Genomic DNA, 17,573 nt, shown 5'->3' on the forward strand with positions numbered 1-17,573 from the left:
ACATGGAGCCTCCTGAGCTTCTTGTGTTTGCACCAGGATAGGCGGGACTTCTTTCCCTCCGGTGAGGAAAGCTGGTTGCCGCAACCTTGAAGGCATTGGTAAGCGAGCCCTTTACACGTCCACGTTCATCAGTTGGGAACCGTATCGGCCGATCGACCGCCGCGCTCAACGCGCGGTTCACCGTCGCCGGGCATTGTTCGCCTCAATCAAGAAGGCGTAATCACAATGCCGATTTTCAGGACGATCCTTGTTGTCGTATCGATTTTTCTTGCCGGTTTGTACGTCTACGATGCCTGCCGCCGCAGCGCGCTCGCCATGCCGCCGGGTTCGGTAAACGAAATCCTTGCACGGCGATGGCCGGCGCCGGATGCGTTTAGTCCCATGGCAGCCGCGGCTCCCGCGGCCGTTGCCAGCGCGACGCCGGCAGCGCGCGTTAGGGAAACGTTTGCGATGTTCATCCCGAGGGACGCGCGGCGCCATTTGACGCAGCGGAGCCTGTGACGGCTTCGGTCAGCCCAGCGACACGCCGGCCTTGGCGCGACTGATTCCGAGCGTCAGGATCCGGTTCAGCAGACCGGGGTAATCCAGTCCGTCATGCCCAGCGGCGGTCGCGAACTCCTGGCTCTTGGCGATTTCCGGATTGGGGTTGGCCTCGATGAAATACGGCACGCCGTTGGTCGACAGGCGGAAGTCGATGCGCGCATAGCCGTCGAGCCCCAGGGTGCGATAGATGCGCTTCGCCAGCCGCTGAATGTGTGCGGATAATTCGGGCGTTAGATCTTCCGCCGGGCCGTCCACGATTCCGACGCGCTCCTGATAGCTGGTGTCGTGCTTGACCTTCTCGGTTGCGATCTGCCGCGCAGCCGGGCCACCCATGCTGCCGAATTTGAGTTCCCACACCGGCAGCACCCGCAGCCGGTTGTTACCGAGCACGCCGACATAGAGTTCGCGTCCCTCGATGAACTGCTCGGCGATCGCAGCCGTTCCGATCCGCTCGTGGATGAAGGCGACGCGCTCCACGAGCTTCTCGTCGGTATCGACGATCGAGGCCTGCGAGATACCGAGCGATCCATCGCTGCTCAGGCTCTTGACGATCAGCGGCAGCTCGAGACGCGGCGGCCGTTTGACCTTGCGGCGCATCGGGAACACGGCGAAGGCCGGCACCGGAATCCGGCGATGATGCACCAGCGTCTTGGAGAGATCCTTGCCGCGCGCCAGGATCAGGCCGCGCGGGTTGCACCCGGTATAGGGGATCTTCATCAGCTCGAGATAGCTCGCGATGTGCTGGTCATACACGACATCGTAGTGAAACTCCTCCAGCAACGTGAACACGACGTGCGGCTTGAAGTCCTCGATCGCGTCGCGCACCGGCTTGATTTCCTCCTGCACGCCGAGCGGACGAACGTCATGGCCGGCCGCGCGCAAGGTGCTCACGACATCGTATTCGGTTTTCCATTCGTTGATCTCCCGCGCGGAATATCCGTCGCTGGAGTCCGGCGGCACACAGTCCGGGTGCATCAGCACCAGAATGCGAGAGTGTTTCATAGCGCGATCCATTTCCGGCGCGAGGGGCCGAACAGCGCGTGCATGGTCTTGGCGGTCAGCAGGATAATGAAGTTGGTCACGAGCTTCTGCTCGGAGCCGACGGCACGCAGATTGAGCTCGCGGCAGCGCGAGATCATATCATCAAGCACCGCATCGAGCGTCAGCTGGTTCTCGCCGGTCCAGCGCGCGACCAGCTGCCTGATCTGGGCGCGGTGCCGCCTGATGAAGGAAGCGGCCGGCGGATGCCGGTAATGCCGGGGATCGGCGGAGAACAGTTTTGACAGGTCGCGATCGTAGGTCTTGGGTGGGTTGAAGGCGTAGAACGCCTGCTTCTTCTTGTAGTGCTCGCTGAGCGTCTGCTTGAGCTTGTACAGCGGATCGACCCGCTCGCGGTTGGCGAGCGGCGGCCGCTTCCCCGCGATCTCACCCATCAGTTCGTCGACATATTCGAGCTTCTTCATCGCCGGCCAGCCGGCATAGCGCGTCCGCCAATTCGACCGCGGCCGCAGCCACACCGCGAAGGTCTCGGCGAAATCCTCGTCCGGATGGCTCTGCGCATACCAGAGCCTGAGATGCTGGACATAATTCCGGCTGGCCGGATTGGGCCGGTAGTAGCGCGGGTAGTGCTTCGACGACGGGCCGAACAGCTGCTGCCAGCGCCGGCGGCGCTGCAGCTGGTAGCCGTGCTGCACGGCGTGGCCAGCCTCGTGACGGAGAATGGCCATGCATTCGGACCAGGTGCCGCCCTCGACGTCGAGCATCATCTTCTTCTCGAGCTTCATCAGCCGGGGATGGGCGAGATAGAAGGGAATGGCGATGCCGGGCACATCAGCCGGACTGAACCATTCGCTCGAGATCCAGGTGTGCGGCCGCAGCCGCAAGCCGCGCTCCTCCATCTCCTCATAGAGCGTGCTGACGCAATCCGCGAGCCAGGTGCCCTCGACCCCAACCCTCAGGCTGCTGAGACGTTGCTCCAGCAATTCCTCATCCGACAGCTCCTCCCAGGCAAATTTCCGGCGCGGCATGGGCTTCCAAAAATCAAAAACAAATCGGAATCAGGATGGTGTCATAGGTTGCCGCCGGCAACAACCGGCGAGCCTTCGCGCAGGAGGCCAGCCCGCGACGGACCCCGGCCTCTGCTTCCGCCATGGGCACCCAGATCCCGGTCGCGGGGTCATGTCGCAGGCCGGGGCCTCCGCGCTTTCTGCTATGATCGGTCATTTCCGGGCAAGGCTATTTGAGGGGGCGCAAGATGGATTATCGAAGGCGGCTGCTGTTTCACGGTATGGCCCTGTTCCTGATCGGGCTGTTGACCGGCCTCGTCGAACAGCACTTCAGCAATGTGCGGATGGCGCTCGCGGCGCATCTCGAGGGCGTGATGAATGGCACTTTCCTGCTCGCGGTCGGTGCGATCTGGGGCGAGATCAGGCTGTCGTCGCGCGCGAGCGGCGCAGCCTATTGGGCGCTGCTGTGCGGAACCTATGGCAACTGGGCCGTGACGACGCTGGCCGCGATGCTCGGGACCGGTGCACTCTCGCCGGTCACCGCCGCCGGGCGGAGTGCCGCGCAGTGGCAGGAAACGCTGGTGACCGCCGGGTTCATCTCGATCGGCCTGGCGATCATCGCGGCCTCGGTCCTGCTGCTGTGGGGGCTGCGCGGCAAGGCTGCGCCCATTGCGCCTAAGGCTTGACCCAGCGCTGCACGGCCGCCGCGGTGTCAGCCGGATTGGTGTTGAAGCAGATGGCGGCGCCAGGCGCGAGCCGGTGCACCAGGTTGAGAATCCTTTCGAACAGCAACAGCCGCTCCGGCGGCTCGCGCAGCCCGGCGCCGATCACCACGCAATCATAGCGGCGCGCGCCGAGGGCCGCCGCCGCCACCGCTTCGGCGGTCTCGCCGAGATCGACGAGGCAGCTCTCGACATCATAGCCGAGCGTTCGCAAGCCCTCGATCTGCGCGTCGATATAGCTGCGCACCAGTTCGGGCGTGAATTGCGGGACGACGGAAAGATCGACAAAGGTCGGGTCGAGGCCGAGCGCCAGCACGGATGGCTTCGTCATGGCGGCAGTTCCCAGTTCGCTACATCTTGCGCGAACCTGCCAGAGGTTTGAGTCGAAATCGCGGAGCCGTCAGTGACGGCCTTGGTCCTGCGCGGCGCGCGCGGAGGCCGCGGCACGGCGCTTGAGGAACTCGCGCTCGCGCGCATTGCCGGCCAATGCGGCAGCGGCCTCGAACGCGGCATGCGCCTCGGCAAAGCGACTCAGCCGGTGCAGGAGATCGCCGCGCACGCTCGGGAGCAGGTGATAGGATTTCAGCGCCGGCTCATCCGCCAGACCATCGACGATCGCAAGCGCCGCCTGCGGCCCTTCGGCCATGCCGATCGCGACCGCGCGATTGAGCTCGATCACGGGCGAGTCCAGCAGCGCCGCGAGATCGCCGTACAGCGCGGCGATGCGGCGCCAGTCGGTCGCATCAGGTGCATCTGCCTCGGCGTGGCAGGCGGCGATCGCGGCCTGCAGCACATAGAAGCCGCCGGCGCCGCCGAGCTCGCGGGCTCGCGCCAGCGCCAATTGCCCGCGGCGGATTTGCAGCCGATCCCACAGCGTGCGGTTCTGCTCCATCAGCAGGATCGGCTCGCCGGCCGCATCGGTGCGCGCCGCCATCCGCGAGGCGTTGAACTCCATCAGCGCCAGCAGACCGTGCGCTTCCGGCTCGGACGGTGCGATCGACGTCAGCACGCGGCCGATGCGCAGCGCCTCGTTGCAGAGCTGCGGCCGCAGCCATTCGTCGCCGCGTGCCGCGGTATAGCCCTCGTTGAAGATCAAATAGACCACCTCGAGCACAGAGGCGAGCCGCTCGGACAGCTCCGCGCCGCGCGGCGTCTCGTAGGCGAGGCCTGAGTCCGACAGCGTGCGCTTGGCGCGCACGATGCGCTGGGCGATAGCCGCCTCGCTCTGCAGGAAGGCGCGCGCGATTTCCTCGGTGGTGAGGCCGCAGATCATCCGCAGCGCCAGCGCGGCGCGGGCCTCGCGCGACAGCCGCGGATGGCAGGCGGTGAAGATCAGCCGCAGCAGCTCGTCGCCGATGTCGTCGTCGAGCGCGGAATCGAAATCGGGCATGGTCTCCTGCTCCCGCGCCAGATCATGCGCAAGCATGCCGTGCCGCTGGCTGAGCATGCGATTGCGCCTGATATGATCGAGCGCGCGGCGCTTGGCGGTCGCCATCAGCCAGGCGCCCGGCTTTTCCGGCACGCCATCGGCCGGCCAGTGCTCGAGCGCGGCGATCAGCGCTTCCTGGGTTAGATCCTCGGCGAGCGGCACGTCGCGCAGCATCCGCGACAGGCTGGTGATCAGCCGCGGCTGCTCGATGCGCCACACACCGAGGATGGTGCGCTTGACGTCGTCCTCCGTCACGCCGGCCACCGGCATGCGGCCGAGGCGACCGTCAGCACTCCATGAAGGGACGAACCTCGCATGACAGTTCCCAATCCGGCATGTGGTCGAGGTGGAGTTGCATGAACTCGACCGCGCGCGCCACGGCCTCCTCCTTGTCCTTCAGCTCGAACACCGCGTAGCCGCCGACCACTTCCTTGGCCTCCATGAAGGGGCCGTCGGTGACGGTGAGCTTGCGATCCTTGATCTTCACTTCCGCACCCGCCGTGCGCGGCAGCAGCGCGCCGGTATCGAGCATGCGGCCGGCCGCGATCTCGCGTTCGGCGAGCTTGCCGATCGCCTCCCGCAACGGCGGGTTCGGCAGCATCGGCTTCTCGGCCACCAGGACATACATGAAGCGCATCGCCTGTCCTCCTCTTGGTCTTCCCCTTGGCCTACTCGGGACACTGGCCGGCAAAGCCCGCGAAGGCGCGGACCTCGCAGGTGCCTTCCCAGCCGGGCATGTGATCCTTGTGCAGCTGCATGAACTCGACGGCGAGCGCCACGGCCTCTTCCTTGCTGCGCAGCTCGAAGATCGCGTAACCGCCGATCACTTCCTTGGCCTCGACAAAGGGACCGTCGACGACGTTGAGATTGCCATCGGTAATCCGGACCTGCGCGCCGGTCGCGAGCGGCATCAGCCCGCCGGTATCGACCATGCGGCCGGCCTTGATCTCGCGGTCGGCGAGCGTATGCATGGCCTCCAGCAGCGCCGGGGTCGGCTTTGCCGCCGGCTGGGGCGAGGTGACGATCGACATAAAGCGCATGAAATGTTCCCTTTTCCGGCGAGCCGCGGGGTGATCGCGGTGAAAACCGGCTCGCTATGGGAGACGACGATCCGGCAGCCGCCGGATCGACAGGGGCTGGGAAATTATTTTGGGGGTGCAATCCAGACGCAGGATCGCCCCTTCGTCGTCCCTGCGAAAGCAGGGACGACACGCGGTTTGTGGCAACGCCGCCGCTTACTGCTCCCGCAGCATGATCAGCGGGTCGGCGCTGTCGGGGACGCGGCGCCACTGGGCGTTGTCGTCGGCCTCGAATTGCCAGGTCTCGCCCTTGGCCGACATCAGGATGATCTGGCCGTGGTCGAGCCGCCATTGCGTCGGGTTGAAGGCGGCGACGGCGGGATCGCATTTGCCCTTCAGGAACACCTGGAAATTATCGTTGCCGGCGTCGGTGTTGGTCAGCACCAGGCCGCAGATCGCCTGGCCGTTGCCGCGAACCATCGACCAGTCGCCGATCATCTGGTCCATTGACTTGGCGAGCGAACGGGCCGCTGCGAGGTTTTGCAGGATGTAGACGCCCTCGTTGGTGCGCATGCCCTCGAAGATGCCGGTCTCGACCTCGGTGAAATCGATTACGGCCTCGCCGGTCGCATTTTGCAGCCGCACGATGTCACCGAGGCCCTTGATGCTCCAGCCGGCGATGTCCTTCGTGAAGGGCAGCGCGGCGGCGCAGGCCGGCTCGAGCTCGAGCTTGAAGCCTTGTGGCGTCGTATCGCTCTTCAGCGTCACGACGCAGGTCTTGCTGCGCTCGGTGGTGGCGAGCTCCCACTGCCCGATCATGTCCTTCTGCAACGTCTTGACGTCCTGCGCGGCTGCCGGACCGGATGCGGCCAGCAGCACGAGCAGGACGACGTTGCAGCGGGACAAGGGCATCAGCGATCCCTGACGGGCGTTTCGGCAACCGGCGTCAGCGGCGGCTTGCCGGCGAACCAGTTCTTGATGTTGTCGACCACGAGCTGGTCCATCGCATTGCGCGTGACCACCGAGGCCGAGCCGATATGCGGCAGCAGCACGACGTTCTGCATCGCCTTCAATTCGTCCGGCACGTTCGGCTCGGCCGCGAACACGTCGAGGCCGGCAGCCAGGATGGTGCCGGATTTCAGCGCCGCGACCAGCGCCGGCTCGTCGACCACGGAGCCGCGCGCGACATTGATCAGCACGCCGCGGGGCCCAAGCGCCTTCAGGACGTCGGCATTGATCATCTTGGCGGTCGAGGCGCCGCCCGGCACGATGACGATCAGGGTGTCGACCGCCTTCGCCATCTCGATCAGATCGGGATAGTGCTTGTAGGAAACGTCCTTGGACGGATTGCGCGAGTGATACGACACCGGCACCCGCGAGGCTTCGAGACGCCGCCCGATCGCCTGGCCGATCCGGCCCATGCCGACGATGCCGATCTTGCGGTCACGCAACGAGCCGACGCTGAGCGGATAATTCTGGGTCTGCCACAGGCCGGAGCGCACATAGCGGTCGGCCTTGACGAATTCACGCAGCGTCGCGATCAACAGTCCCATCGCGACGTCGGCGACCTCCTCGGTCAGCACGTCAGGCGTGTTGGTGACCACGATATTGTGATCGCGCGCATAGGCGGAATCGACGTGGTCGTACCCGACGCCGAAGCTGCCGACGATCTCGAGCTTCGGAAACTGTGCCATCGCGGTCTTGTCGGTCGCCATCGTGTGGTAGGTGACGGCGATGCCGCGGATCTTGGCCATGGTGTCGGGCGTCAAGCGCTCGAGGTCGCCGCGGCTTTCGGCCTTGTGCAGCACATACTGATCGGAAAAGCCGTTTTCGAGGATTGGCCTGACAGGTCCATAGATCAACAGATCGATCTTTTCGGAAGAAATCGGGGCCATCAACTGTCCTTTCCTAACGCGCTTTCATGCCAACGCCGCAACAAGAGGTGCGAAACTAGCGCCAGCACCCCATAGATGACAATCCCGGCCAGCGATAGCAGCAGAAGGGCTGCGAACATGCGGGGAATATTCAGCCGGTAGCCGGATTCAGCGATCCGGAAGGCAAGGCCCGAGCCGGCGCCGGCGCTGCCCGCCGCGATCTCCGCCACCACGGCGCCGATCAACGACAATCCTCCGGCGATACGCAGGCCGCCGAGGATATAGGGCAGCGCCGCCGGCAGCTTCAGGAACAGCAGCGTCTGCAGCTTCGAGGCGCCATACAATTGAAACAATCCGGCGAGGTTGCGGTCGACCGAGCTGAGGCCGAGCGTGGTGTTCGACAGCACTGGAAAGAACGCCACGATCCAGGCGCAGACGATCACCGCGGTCTGCTGCTGCAGATAAATCAAAAGCAGCGGCGCGATCGCGATCACCGGCGTGACCTGCAGCACCACGGCATAGGGAAACAGCGAATATTCCAGCCATTTCGACTGGTTGAACAGCAACGCCAGCACGACGCCGCCGATCGCGGCCGCCACAAAACCTTCGAGCGTGGTCAGCAGCGTGACGCCGAGCGACTGCGACAGGATCGGCCAGTCCGCGACCAGGGTCTTCAGCACCAATAGCGGGCTCGGCAGCACGTAGGGCTGGATGCCATAGGCGCGGACGATCGCTTCCCAGAGCAGGAGCCCCGCGGCGAACACCGCGATCGGCAACACGAAGCGAACGAGGTCCTGCGGAGACTTCATGCGCCCGCCTGCCCTGCATAAGACGGCGCCAACGCGCCGGAAACTTCGCGGCAGAACGCGGCATATTCGGCAGAGGTACGAAACTCCTCGCCGCGCGGCTCTGATGAAGTGATGCGAAACTCGGCACCGATCCGGCCCGGACGCGCCGTCATCACGATCACGCGCTCCGAGAGATAGACCGACTCGAACACCGAGTGCGTCACGAAGATGACGGTCTTGTGCAGATTGCGCCACAGCGACAACAGATCGTTGTTGAGGCGAAAGCGCGTGATCTCATCGAGCGCCGCGAACGGCTCGTCCATCAAGAGAATATCCGGATCGGTGACCAGCGCGCGCGCCAGCGACACCCGCATCTTCATGCCGCCGGACAATTCGCGCGGATAGGCGCTGGCGAACTCCGCAAGCCCGACCTGGTCCAGCGCAGCATCGATGCGCGCATCGGCAGCGGCGGCAGGCAGACGGGCAAGCTTCAGCGGCAGGCGGACATTGTCGTGCACATTGGCCCACGGCATCAGGGTCGGCTCCTGAAACACGAAGCCGATCGTGTGGCTGCCGCGCTGCGCCGCGCCGTGGTGGGCCAGCTCGACCGTGCCGGTGCTCGGCGCGGCAAGGCCTGCGATGATTCGGAGCGCGGTGGATTTGCCGCAACCGGAGGGCCCGAGCAATGAGACGAACTCGCCACGCCCCACATCGAGGTCGAGCGGGCCCAGCGCCGTCACGCCGCTGTCATAGGTCTTGGTCACGCCGCGCAGGCGCACGGCCGACCCGCTATCCGATCCTGACAACCCAGGCTCCGCCATCGCGATTCCGCAGCCGTCAGTTCTTCGGCCGGAGCTCGACGCCGACCGCCTTGTTGACGAAGCGCAGCGTGTAGCCCTGGCGATAGTCGATGGTGCTCTTCACCACGCCGGCGCGCACCATCTTGTCGAAGAAGCTCGCCATCCGCTCGTCGGTCATGGCGCCGATGCCGTTCTTGATGGAATCTCCGGAGTCGACGATGCCATACTCGCGCATCTTGGCGACGCAATAGGCCAGCAGCTCGTCGTTCATGTCAGGGTTGAGCTTCTTGATCATCGCATTGCCGGCCGAGTTGTCGCCGTAGACGTAAGTGTACCAGCCGACGATTGAGGCATCGACAAAGCGCTGCACCAGGTCAGGCTTCTTGTCGACCAGGTCGCGGCGGGTTTCGATCAGCGTCGAGTAGGAGTTGAAGCCGTAATCGGCAATCAGGAGAACATTTGGCTTGAAGCCCGCGGCCTTCTCGACCGCAAAGGGTTCCGAGGTGACGTAGCCCTGCATCGCGGTCTGCTTGTTCACGATGAAGGGCTGCGGATTGAACGTGTAGGGCTTCACCTTGTTTTCATCGAAGCCGTATTCCGACTTCAGCCACTGGAAGTAGCTGGTGATGCCTTCCTTCGAGATCAGCAAGGTCAGCGGCTTCAGATCCTCGATCTTGGCGACCTTGGCCTCGGGATGGGTGAGGAAGACCTGCGGGTCTTTCTGGAACATGGCGGCGACCGCGACCAGCGGCACGTTGTTGGTGACGGCGTCGAAAGTCTGCAACGAGTTCGCGCTCATGAAGAAGTCGAGCTTGCCCGCGATCAAGAGCATGCGGTTGTTCTCGTTGGGACCACCGGGCACGATGGTGACGTCGAGGCCGTATTTCTTGTAGGTGCCGTCGGCCAGCGCCTGGAAGAACCCGCCATGCTCGCCCTCGGCGACCCAATTGGTGCCGAACGAGACCTTGTCCAGAGTCTGCGCTCGTGCCGGGACAAGGGCCACGGCGAGGCCGAAGGCGGCGGCCAGCAGGCTCGTGGTTAACGCTCGCGGCAAAAAGGCCCGGATCATGGTTGGACTCCGTCTGATATTATGGCCCATGATGGAAGGCGGGACACGTGGACCGCGCCCGGAGACGCGAACGCCTCGAATGATGTTAGACAAACTAGCCTGCAAATCCATCCAATGAAACGCTTGTATTGAGACGACCGGCTCGATGACTTCTCAGCTCCCGCCCCGTGACTGGACCGCCATCCACTGGCCCGACCTCGCCAAGGGGGCGGCGGCGCGCTGGATCGCGGTGCTGCCGCTGGCTGCGACCGAGCAGCACGGGCCGCATCTGCCGCTTGGAACCGACGTCATGATCGGCGAGGCGTATCTGGCGCGGGTGCGCGAGCTGCTGCCGGCGGCGATCCCGGCCACGTTCCTGCCAGTGCAGCCGGTCGGCATCTCCACCGAGCACATCGACTTTCCCGGCACCCTGACGCTGCCGACCTCGGTCGCACTGAAGAGCTGGATGGCGCTCGGCGAGAGTGTGGCGCGCGCCGGGATCAGGAAGCTCGTGATCGTGACCAGCCATGGCGGCAATTCCGCCGCGATGCAGCTGGTGGCGCAGGATCTGCGCGCGCAGCACAAGATGCTGGTGGTGACCACGAGCTGGTCGCGCTTCGGCACGCCGGACGGGGTGTTCGATGCCGACGAACTGCGCCACGGCATCCATGGCGGCGCGGTCGAGACCTCGATCATGCTGGCGAAGTATCCGCAACATGTGCGCAAGGATGCGATCGCGGACTTCAAACCCGCGAGCGTGCAAATTGAGAAAGATTACCGCTTGCTGTCGACGCAGCGGCCGGCGCCGTTCGCCTGGCAGGCGCAGGACCTCAATCCGAGCGGCGCGATCGGCGATGCGACCAAGGCCTCTGCCGACAAGGGAGACAAGCTGATCGACCACGGCGCACGCGCGTTCTGCGAACTGCTCGCCGACGTCGACAGGTTCGATCCCGGCGTATTTCGCGGCAACTGACCGGGAAATCCTTCGCCCCGGCGGCCGCGACGAAACAATTCACGAAACCATATTTCCTGGATCGTCTTCGAACCGGAACCGGAAAGCCTCCGTCCAACGGGCATGCGGACCACACCGGCGCCGCCCTCAAACAGGATGGAGTTCTCCATGTCGATCAAGACCAAGTTTGCCGCCCTCGCCCTCACCGCGCTCGCCGTGACCGGCACCATCGCAACCACCACCTCGCAGGCCGAAGCCAAGCCCTACGGCTGGGACTGGGGCGTTGGCGCGGGCCTCGTCGGCGCCGCCATCGTCGGCAGCGCGATTGCCGTCAATGACGGTTACTACAGCGGCTATCGGCGCTGCGCCTGGGTGCGCCAGTTCGACGCCTACGGCAACTACATCGGCCGCGTGCGCTCCTGCTATTGATCGACGGGCTTCCCTCAAGGTTGCGGATCCTGCGTTCGGCACGGGTCCTCATCCACCCCGTGTCGCAACCGACCCGTCCGGCAATCCCCCGGACGGGTCAACCCGCGTCAGCCAGGCTCCGGTCACAGATACTTTGCGATCAACCGGAAATCGCGCAGCACATTGCGGCCCTTCGGGCCTGATGCCTTCAGCGTCTCCTCCAGGCTGTGGCCGATGTGATCGTGGATCAGCGCCTTCTTCGCACTCTCGATCGCACTCTCCACCGCCTGCAATTGCTGGGCGATCTGCGCACAGGGCCGGCCCTGCTCGATCATCTCGACGATGGTTTCGAGATGGCCGTTGGCGCGCTTCAGGCGCCGGGCGATCGCAGCGTGCGGATGGTCGTCGGGCATATGCTTCTCCTATCCTCCAGGGAGGATAATCATGATCCTCCCTGGAGGATAGGAGAATCGGGTTGACAGGCCGCCGTGACGGGCGTAGTGCCCGATTGTCGGAACATTCGTTCCGCACCGGGGTTTACCCCCGGACATCAACCCGACCACGAGCCAACACAGAAGGCACATGGGCAGTAGCAACTCAGGCGACAGTAGACCCACGACGGGACTGTTGACGCCGCAACACAGCAAGACTGTCGCGCAGATTGCCTGCGTGGATGGGTGGTTGCGCCTGACGTAACCGCCTGCTCCTCACCGGCCTGCCGCGCGACAGCGGAAGTGGAGGTGAGCGATGTTCGAAAAGCTCGCAAAATTCCGATCGTTCGAGCCGCGGCGCCTGCCGCGGCCGGCGGCCAGCTATTCCAATGACAACCTGCCGGGTTTTCGCCGCCCGGCAGACCGCCAGCGTCCAACCCCGGCCTGTCATTGGGTCCTGATCGACGGCCGGCTGGAGTGCCGGTGGATCGTCGATGCCACCACGGAATCATCAGTGGATGATCTCAATCGACAGCGACGCGCGGACCGGCGTTCCGGCCCGCGTGCAACCATCCTGCGCGCCGTCGCATTGAAGCTGACGGCAAGCTGAAGGACCGACATGGACGAAGGACCTAGTTGTCCCGTTGCGCGCCATCGCGGCGCCGCAACGGGGCTCCCCTCGGGGAACGACATCACGTTTGAACTGACCGCTGCTCACGGCAGCGGAGGTCGCGCGCGCGCGTAAAGCCGCTCCGCGTCTCTCGCGCCGTGCCCGACAGGCAGCGCGGAGACGATCGGAGCAGGCACATGACCGAGACCGCAAGACATTCCGCAACAGCATCGTCGCGCCGGGAGAGGCGCTTTGTCCGGGATCCACTCGACCCGGTGATGCAGAGCCTTGCCGGCATCATCGGCGAAGGCGTCGGTCTCATCGGCCACCTCGCGGCACTCGGCATCGGGCTCGTTTCCGATACCATGGGATCGACGCGCCAGCCGGCGGCAACGCCACGGCCGGCCCTCGATGCGCCCAACATCATCCGTTTCCCAACCCGCCGAAACGCCAAACACCACAACTGAAAAAGGAATGAGTCATGACCGTCGTCAATGACTTGAAGATGCACGCCTCCGATCGCGAGGCCACCGCCAATCCGGCCGGCACCGCCGTGCTGGACCGGGCTCATCTCGGCGATATCCGCGGCGCGCTCGGCAGCATCGCCGAGGGGGATACCGCACCGCGTGCGACTTTCCTTGCGCGCCTCAAGACGCTGATGGCGATCGTCGGCCCTGGCCTGATCGTGATGGTCGGCGACAATGACGCCGGTGCGTTCGGCACCTACACCCAGGCCGGACAGAACTACGGCACCACGCTGCTGTGGACGCTGTTGCTGCTGATCCCGGTTCTGTACGTCAACCAGGAGATGGTGGTGCGGCTCGGCGCCGTCACCGGCGTCGGCCATGCGCGGCTGATCTTCGAACGCTTCGGCAAATTCTGGGGCGCCTTCAGCGTCATCGACCTCCTGGTGCTGAACGCGTTGACCATCGTCACCGAATTCATCGGCATCACCTTCGCGCTGAGCTTTCTCGGCGTCTCGCAGTTCTGGGGCGTGCTGGCCTCGGCCGTCATCGTGATGCTCGCGGTCTCGACCGGCGATTTCCGCCGCTTCGAGCGCTTCGGCATCGTGCTGGTGGTCGGCAGCCTGCTGCTGGTGCCGGTGATCCTGATGGTGCATCCGCCGATCGGGCAGATCGCGGCCGACTTCTTCGTGCCGAAGATGCCGCAAGACGCCAAGCTGAGCGAGGTGATGCTGCTGATCGTCGCCATCGTCGGCACGACGGTGGCGCCGTGGCAATTGTTCTTCCAGCAGAGCTACATCGTCGACAAGCGGATCACGCCGCGCTTCATCCGCTATGAGCGGATGGACCTGTGCCTCGGCATCGTGCTGGTCGTGGTCGGCGCGATCGCGATGATCTCGTTCTGCGCGGAGGTGTTCGCCGGCAAGCCCGAATTCGGCAACTACACCGACGCGCTGGGGACCGCGGTCGGGCTCGAGAAATACGCCGGCCGGCTGCCGGCGGTGCTGTTCGCGCTCGCGCTGCTGGATGCCTGCATCATCGGCGCCGCCGCGGTCTCGCTCGCAACGGCCTACGCGATCGGCGACGTATTCGCGGTCAAGCACTCGCTGCACCGCAAGCCATGGGATGCAAAAGGCTTCTACAGCGTCTATTGCGGGCTGATCGTGCTCGCCGCGGTGCTGGTGCTGACGCCGGGCACGCCGCTCGGGCTGCTCACCAATGCAGTGCAGACGCTGGCCGGCGTGCTGCTGCCGAGCGCGACCGTGTTCCTGCTGTTGCTGTGCAACGACCGCCACATCCTGGGACCCTGGATCAATTCGACCCGGCTGAACCTGTTCACCGGCGCCGTGGTGGCGGGCCTGGTGATGCTGTCGGTGATCCTGACCGCTTCGGTGCTGTACCCCGATCTCGGCGAGGAATGGATCATCGGCATCCTGGTCGGTGGCAGCGTGCTTGCGCTGGTGGTGACCGCCGCCGTCAAGTTCTACGAGATGTCGTCGCGGCGTCACGCGTCGTTCCGCTTCAAGCGCAAGCCGCCGCTGTTCGACCGCGACAGCTGGCGGATGCCGCCGCTCGACCGGCTGCCGCCGGCGCGGCTCGGCCCGCTGAGCCGGATCTGGATGATCGTGCTGCGCGGCTATCTGGTCGTCGCTGCCGGGTTGGTGCTGCTGCGGATCGTCCAGCTCGCCACGGTCGGGGCGTGACCGCGCTCGGTCGCAGCCGGCGATGGGGCGCGATCGTGTTGTTCAGGCTGGCAAGCGCCATCCTGCGCGGCGCGGCTGCGCTCCATCAACGGCGCATGATTTCGCCCGCCGGCTTGAGGACGGTGCTGTCGATGGCGCGATCGGTCGAACGGGCCGGGGCGCGGGTCGTGCTCGGCAGCGCATCGCGGCCGGCATTCATCGCAACAACGGAAGAGGACAATGGTGACGTCGATTGAACGGTCGGGTCTCGACCGATTTGCCACAGCTGCGCGGCCGAACGCGGCCGGCCAGGCGTGCGGCCCTGCGGTGTTGCGTGACTGTCATAGTGGCGTGCAAATCGGAGAGGTATCCGGAGCGCCTCAGTTGCTATTGCGAATGATTTGCAATAAAAAATTGGGGATGCTAGGTGCTGATCTGGCTTTGGATGGGACGATACGGATCGGACCGGGGACGGCGGGCAATGAATTCAAATCTCGGGTGGCACGCGGCCGCCAAATCTGTGATGACGAGCGAAACCGCCAACCGTTCGCGGAACGCCGCGTCATGACCTGCGTCCGTCTCTTCCGGGTTCAGATCGCCGCCGGCGCAGCGCTCGGTGCGGCTGCCTTCGGCGCACCCGCGACCGCGGCCGATCTGCCGCTCAAGTCCCCCGCCGCCAAGGCGGTCTACAGCTGGACCGGCTTCTATGTCGGCACCCATGTCGGCTATGGCGACGGCACGCTGGGTCCGGGCACCAACCCGATCCTGGAGCAGGGGGTGGTGTTTCCGCCCACGATCACCGGCGGGATCGGCGGCTTCCAGACCGGCTACAACAAGGAATTCGCCAACCGCTTCGTGCTCGGCGTCGAGGCGGACGCGACCTTCACCGGCCCGACCGACACGGTGCGGCGTCCGCCGGGCCCCTTCAACGCCTCGATCGACTATGTCGGCACCGTGCGCGGCCGCGCCGGCTACAGCTTCGGCACCTGGATGCCCTACGTCACCGGCGGCTTCGCCTGGGGCCACACCCAGGTCAGGGTCAATGATGCCGCCGACAACGTAATCTCGGAACCTGGCCAGTATCAGACCGGTTGGACCGTCGGTGTCGGCGCCGAATTTGCGCTGAGCGGCAACTGGACCGCCAAGCTCGAATACGAGTACATCGACCTGTCGCGGCGCACGCTCGGCCTCAACGATTTCGGCATGCCCGGCGTCAGCATCGACCCGCGCATCCATTTGCTGAAATTCGGCCTGAACTACCAGCTCGGCGACTCGCCGTGGTCGGCGACGCCGACGCGGAACGCGCTCCCCGACTCCAGCGACTGGAGCGTGCACGCACAGACGACACTGCTCGGCCAGGGCTATCCGTCGTTCCGTGCGCCCTATTCCGGCACCAACAGCCTGCCGGGCGTGAGCCAGGTGCAGCAGACCTGGACCACGACGGCGTTTCTCGGCGTGCGGCTCTGGGAAGGTGGCGAGCTCTACTTCAATCCGGAAACGGCGCAGGGCTTCGGTCTCAACGGCACGCTCGGTCTTGCCGGCTTCTCGAACGGCGAGGCGCAGAAGGCCGGCGCCGAATTCCCGAAGATCCGGCCGCAGCGCTACTACCTCAAGCAGACCTTCGGCTTCGGCGGCGAACAGGAAGACGTCCCCGACGGTCCCAACCAGATCGCCGGCAAGCGCGACATCGATCGCCTCACGATCGTGGTCGGCCGCTTTGCGGTGGGCGATTTCTTCGACGGCAATTCCTACGCCAAGGACCCGCGCGCCGACTTCATGAACTGGGCGATGTGGGCCTCCGCCGCCTACGACTTCCCGGCCGATCTGCCCGGCTACACCCGCGGCGCGGTGGTCGAGCTCAACCGCAAGGACTGGGCGGTGCGCGCCGGCCTGTTCCAGGTGCCCAATGCGCCGAACAGCGACGTGCTGGTCTCCAACGGCAGCACCGGCGGCGCGGTGGTGGAATTCGAAGGCCGCTATTCAATCTTCGATCAGCCCGGCAAGTTGCGCGTCGGCGTGTTCGGCAATCGTGGCAACACCGGCAATTACGCCCAGGCGCTCGCGATCGAGGATGCCAACCCCGCGCTCGACATCAACGACGTGATGGCCGGTATCCGCAAGGACAACACCAAATACGGCTTCTACCTCAACGGCGAGCAGCAGATCGTCGCCGATGTCGGCCTGTTCGGCCGCCTCAGCTGGAACGACGGCCAGAACGAGATCCTGTCGTTCACCGACATCGATCGCAGCGTCTCGGGCGGCCTCTCGATCAAAGGCAGCTCCTGGGGCCGGGCCAACGACACGATCGGCATCGGCGGCGCGATCAACGGGCTCTCCGCCGCACATCGCGACTACCTCGCTGCCGGAGGCCTCGGCCTACTGATCGGCGACGGTGCGTTGAACTACAGCCCGGAGCGGATCTTCGAGACCTACTATGCCTATCAGGTGAACAAGAACCTGACCGTGACCGCGGACTATCAGTTCATCACCAACCCCGCCTACAACGCCGACCGCGGCCCGGTGCACATCTTCTCCGGCCGCATCCACGGCGAGTTTTGAGGGCCGCTCTCTCCCACCGTCGTCCGGCCTAGTGCGCAATTGCGCACGGAGCCGGGACCCATAACCATCGCTGTATGAGGTTATGGCAGGAGGCAAACAACACCACCCTGTGGTTATGGGTCCCGGCTTTCGCCGGGACGACAGTGAGTTTGCATCGCTAGCGTGCGGATGTTGAATGGTTGGTCGAGGCGCGGCTAAGCCAAATGCCCTCTCCCCACTCAGATATATGTAGACCCCC

Annotated in this window: 21 protein-coding genes; 9 read left to right on the forward strand and 12 right to left on the reverse strand. The window is 65.0% G+C overall.

Features of this window, described 5'->3' with window-relative positions:
- Positions 1 to 225: 225 nt before the first annotated feature.
- Positions 226 to 501 carry a hypothetical protein gene (locus tag JQ616_RS05315; RefSeq protein ID WP_212012754.1) on the forward strand — a complete coding sequence of 92 codons (276 nt, stop codon included), beginning with the start codon at positions 226 to 228 and terminating at the stop codon, positions 499 to 501.
- Positions 502 to 510: 9 nt separating this feature from the next.
- Here the strand turns inward: JQ616_RS05315 and JQ616_RS05320 are convergent, their stop codons facing one another.
- Positions 511 to 1,545 carry a D-alanine--D-alanine ligase family protein gene (locus JQ616_RS05320; protein WP_212012756.1) on the reverse strand — a complete coding sequence of 345 codons (1,035 nt, stop codon included), beginning with the start codon at positions 1,543 to 1,545 and terminating at the stop codon, positions 511 to 513.
- Positions 1,542 to 2,570 carry a putative zinc-binding metallopeptidase gene (locus JQ616_RS05325; RefSeq protein WP_212012758.1) on the reverse strand — a complete coding sequence of 343 codons (1,029 nt, stop codon included), beginning with the start codon at positions 2,568 to 2,570 and terminating at the stop codon, positions 1,542 to 1,544. The genes JQ616_RS05320 and JQ616_RS05325 overlap by 4 nt, the downstream gene beginning before the upstream one ends.
- 227 nt (positions 2,571 to 2,797) lie before the next feature.
- On the opposite strand from JQ616_RS05325, the gene JQ616_RS05330 reads away from it, so the two are divergent.
- Positions 2,798 to 3,235 carry a hydrogenase gene (locus JQ616_RS05330; RefSeq protein ID WP_212012760.1) on the forward strand — a complete coding sequence of 146 codons (438 nt, stop codon included), beginning with the start codon at positions 2,798 to 2,800 and terminating at the stop codon, positions 3,233 to 3,235.
- Here the strand turns inward: JQ616_RS05330 and JQ616_RS05335 are convergent.
- From JQ616_RS05335 to JQ616_RS05375, 9 genes are all read right to left on the reverse strand, one after another.
- Positions 3,225 to 3,602, reverse strand: coding sequence for a hypothetical protein (locus tag JQ616_RS05335; protein WP_212012762.1), 378 nt, complete (start codon positions 3,600 to 3,602; stop codon positions 3,225 to 3,227). The genes JQ616_RS05330 and JQ616_RS05335 overlap by 11 nt on opposite strands.
- 69 nt (positions 3,603 to 3,671) lie before the next feature.
- Positions 3,672 to 4,970: a sigma-70 family RNA polymerase sigma factor gene (locus JQ616_RS05340; RefSeq protein ID WP_212012764.1), complete on the reverse strand. Its 1,299-nt coding sequence runs from the start codon at positions 4,968 to 4,970 to the stop codon at positions 3,672 to 3,674.
- A 16-nt stretch (positions 4,971 to 4,986) separates the two neighbouring features.
- Positions 4,987 to 5,337: a YciI family protein gene (locus tag JQ616_RS05345; RefSeq protein ID WP_028341793.1), complete on the reverse strand. Its 351-nt coding sequence runs from the start codon at positions 5,335 to 5,337 to the stop codon at positions 4,987 to 4,989.
- 31 nt (positions 5,338 to 5,368) lie between these two features.
- On the reverse strand, positions 5,369 to 5,740 hold the full coding sequence (locus JQ616_RS05350) for a YciI family protein (protein WP_212012766.1): 372 nt from the start codon (positions 5,738 to 5,740) through the stop codon (positions 5,369 to 5,371).
- Positions 5,741 to 5,935: 195 nt separating this feature from the next.
- Positions 5,936 to 6,631, reverse strand: coding sequence for an AprI/Inh family metalloprotease inhibitor (locus tag JQ616_RS05355; RefSeq protein WP_212012768.1), 696 nt, complete (start codon positions 6,629 to 6,631; stop codon positions 5,936 to 5,938).
- On the reverse strand, positions 6,631 to 7,614 hold the full coding sequence (locus JQ616_RS05360; protein ID WP_212012769.1) for a 2-hydroxyacid dehydrogenase: 984 nt from the start codon (positions 7,612 to 7,614) through the stop codon (positions 6,631 to 6,633). Before JQ616_RS05360 ends, JQ616_RS05355 begins: the two co-directional genes overlap by 1 nt.
- Positions 7,614 to 8,402: an ABC transporter permease gene (locus JQ616_RS05365; RefSeq protein WP_212012770.1), complete on the reverse strand. Its 789-nt coding sequence runs from the start codon at positions 8,400 to 8,402 to the stop codon at positions 7,614 to 7,616. The genes JQ616_RS05360 and JQ616_RS05365 overlap by 1 nt, the downstream gene beginning before the upstream one ends.
- Positions 8,399 to 9,202: an ABC transporter ATP-binding protein gene (locus tag JQ616_RS05370; RefSeq protein ID WP_212012771.1), complete on the reverse strand. Its 804-nt coding sequence runs from the start codon at positions 9,200 to 9,202 to the stop codon at positions 8,399 to 8,401. The genes JQ616_RS05365 and JQ616_RS05370 overlap by 4 nt, the downstream gene beginning before the upstream one ends.
- Before the next feature lie 16 nt (positions 9,203 to 9,218).
- Positions 9,219 to 10,250, reverse strand: a complete 1,032-nt coding sequence (locus JQ616_RS05375; RefSeq protein ID WP_212012772.1) for an ABC transporter substrate-binding protein — start codon at positions 10,248 to 10,250, stop codon at positions 9,219 to 9,221.
- Positions 10,251 to 10,395: 145 nt separating this feature from the next.
- Between JQ616_RS05375 and JQ616_RS05380 the strand changes: the two genes are divergently transcribed.
- Both JQ616_RS05380 and JQ616_RS05385 read left to right on the forward strand, forming a co-directional pair.
- Positions 10,396 to 11,202 carry a creatininase family protein gene (locus tag JQ616_RS05380; RefSeq protein WP_212012773.1) on the forward strand — a complete coding sequence of 269 codons (807 nt, stop codon included), beginning with the start codon at positions 10,396 to 10,398 and terminating at the stop codon, positions 11,200 to 11,202.
- Between the two features lie 147 nt (positions 11,203 to 11,349).
- Complete coding sequence (locus JQ616_RS05385) at positions 11,350 to 11,610, forward strand: hypothetical protein (protein WP_212012774.1); 261 nt, start codon at positions 11,350 to 11,352, stop codon at positions 11,608 to 11,610.
- A gap of 122 nt (positions 11,611 to 11,732) precedes the next feature.
- Here JQ616_RS05385 and JQ616_RS05390 read toward each other — a convergent pair whose 3' ends face one another.
- Complete coding sequence (locus JQ616_RS05390) at positions 11,733 to 12,002, reverse strand: metal-sensing transcriptional repressor (RefSeq protein ID WP_212012775.1); 270 nt, start codon at positions 12,000 to 12,002, stop codon at positions 11,733 to 11,735.
- 334 nt (positions 12,003 to 12,336) lie between these two features.
- On the opposite strand from JQ616_RS05390, the gene JQ616_RS05395 reads away from it, so the two are divergent.
- The 5 genes from JQ616_RS05395 to JQ616_RS05415 all read left to right on the forward strand — a co-directional run bounded on the left by JQ616_RS05395 (position 12,337) and on the right by JQ616_RS05415 (position 17,335).
- The gene (locus JQ616_RS05395) at positions 12,337 to 12,630 is read left to right on the forward strand and encodes a hypothetical protein (protein WP_212012776.1); all 294 of its coding nucleotides are present in this window, start codon (positions 12,337 to 12,339) and stop codon (positions 12,628 to 12,630) included.
- 197 nt (positions 12,631 to 12,827) lie between these two features.
- Complete coding sequence (locus JQ616_RS05400) at positions 12,828 to 13,097, forward strand: hypothetical protein (protein WP_212012778.1); 270 nt, start codon at positions 12,828 to 12,830, stop codon at positions 13,095 to 13,097.
- Positions 13,098 to 13,135: 38 nt separating this feature from the next.
- On the forward strand, positions 13,136 to 14,797 hold the full coding sequence (locus JQ616_RS05405) for an NRAMP family divalent metal transporter (protein WP_212013152.1): 1,662 nt from the start codon (positions 13,136 to 13,138) through the stop codon (positions 14,795 to 14,797).
- Positions 14,794 to 15,033 (forward strand): hypothetical protein, encoded by a 240-nt coding sequence (locus tag JQ616_RS05410; RefSeq protein WP_212012780.1) that lies wholly within the window; start codon positions 14,794 to 14,796, stop codon positions 15,031 to 15,033. Before JQ616_RS05405 ends, JQ616_RS05410 begins: the two co-directional genes overlap by 4 nt.
- A gap of 307 nt (positions 15,034 to 15,340) precedes the next feature.
- Positions 15,341 to 17,335 (forward strand): carbohydrate porin, encoded by a 1,995-nt coding sequence (locus JQ616_RS05415; RefSeq protein ID WP_212012782.1) that lies wholly within the window; start codon positions 15,341 to 15,343, stop codon positions 17,333 to 17,335.
- Positions 17,336 to 17,573 lie beyond the last annotated feature (238 nt).

Origin of the sequence: Bradyrhizobium tropiciagri, from assembly GCF_018130545.1 — a bacterium.
Taxonomy (GTDB): Bacteria; Pseudomonadota; Alphaproteobacteria; order Rhizobiales; family Xanthobacteraceae; genus Bradyrhizobium; species Bradyrhizobium tropiciagri_A.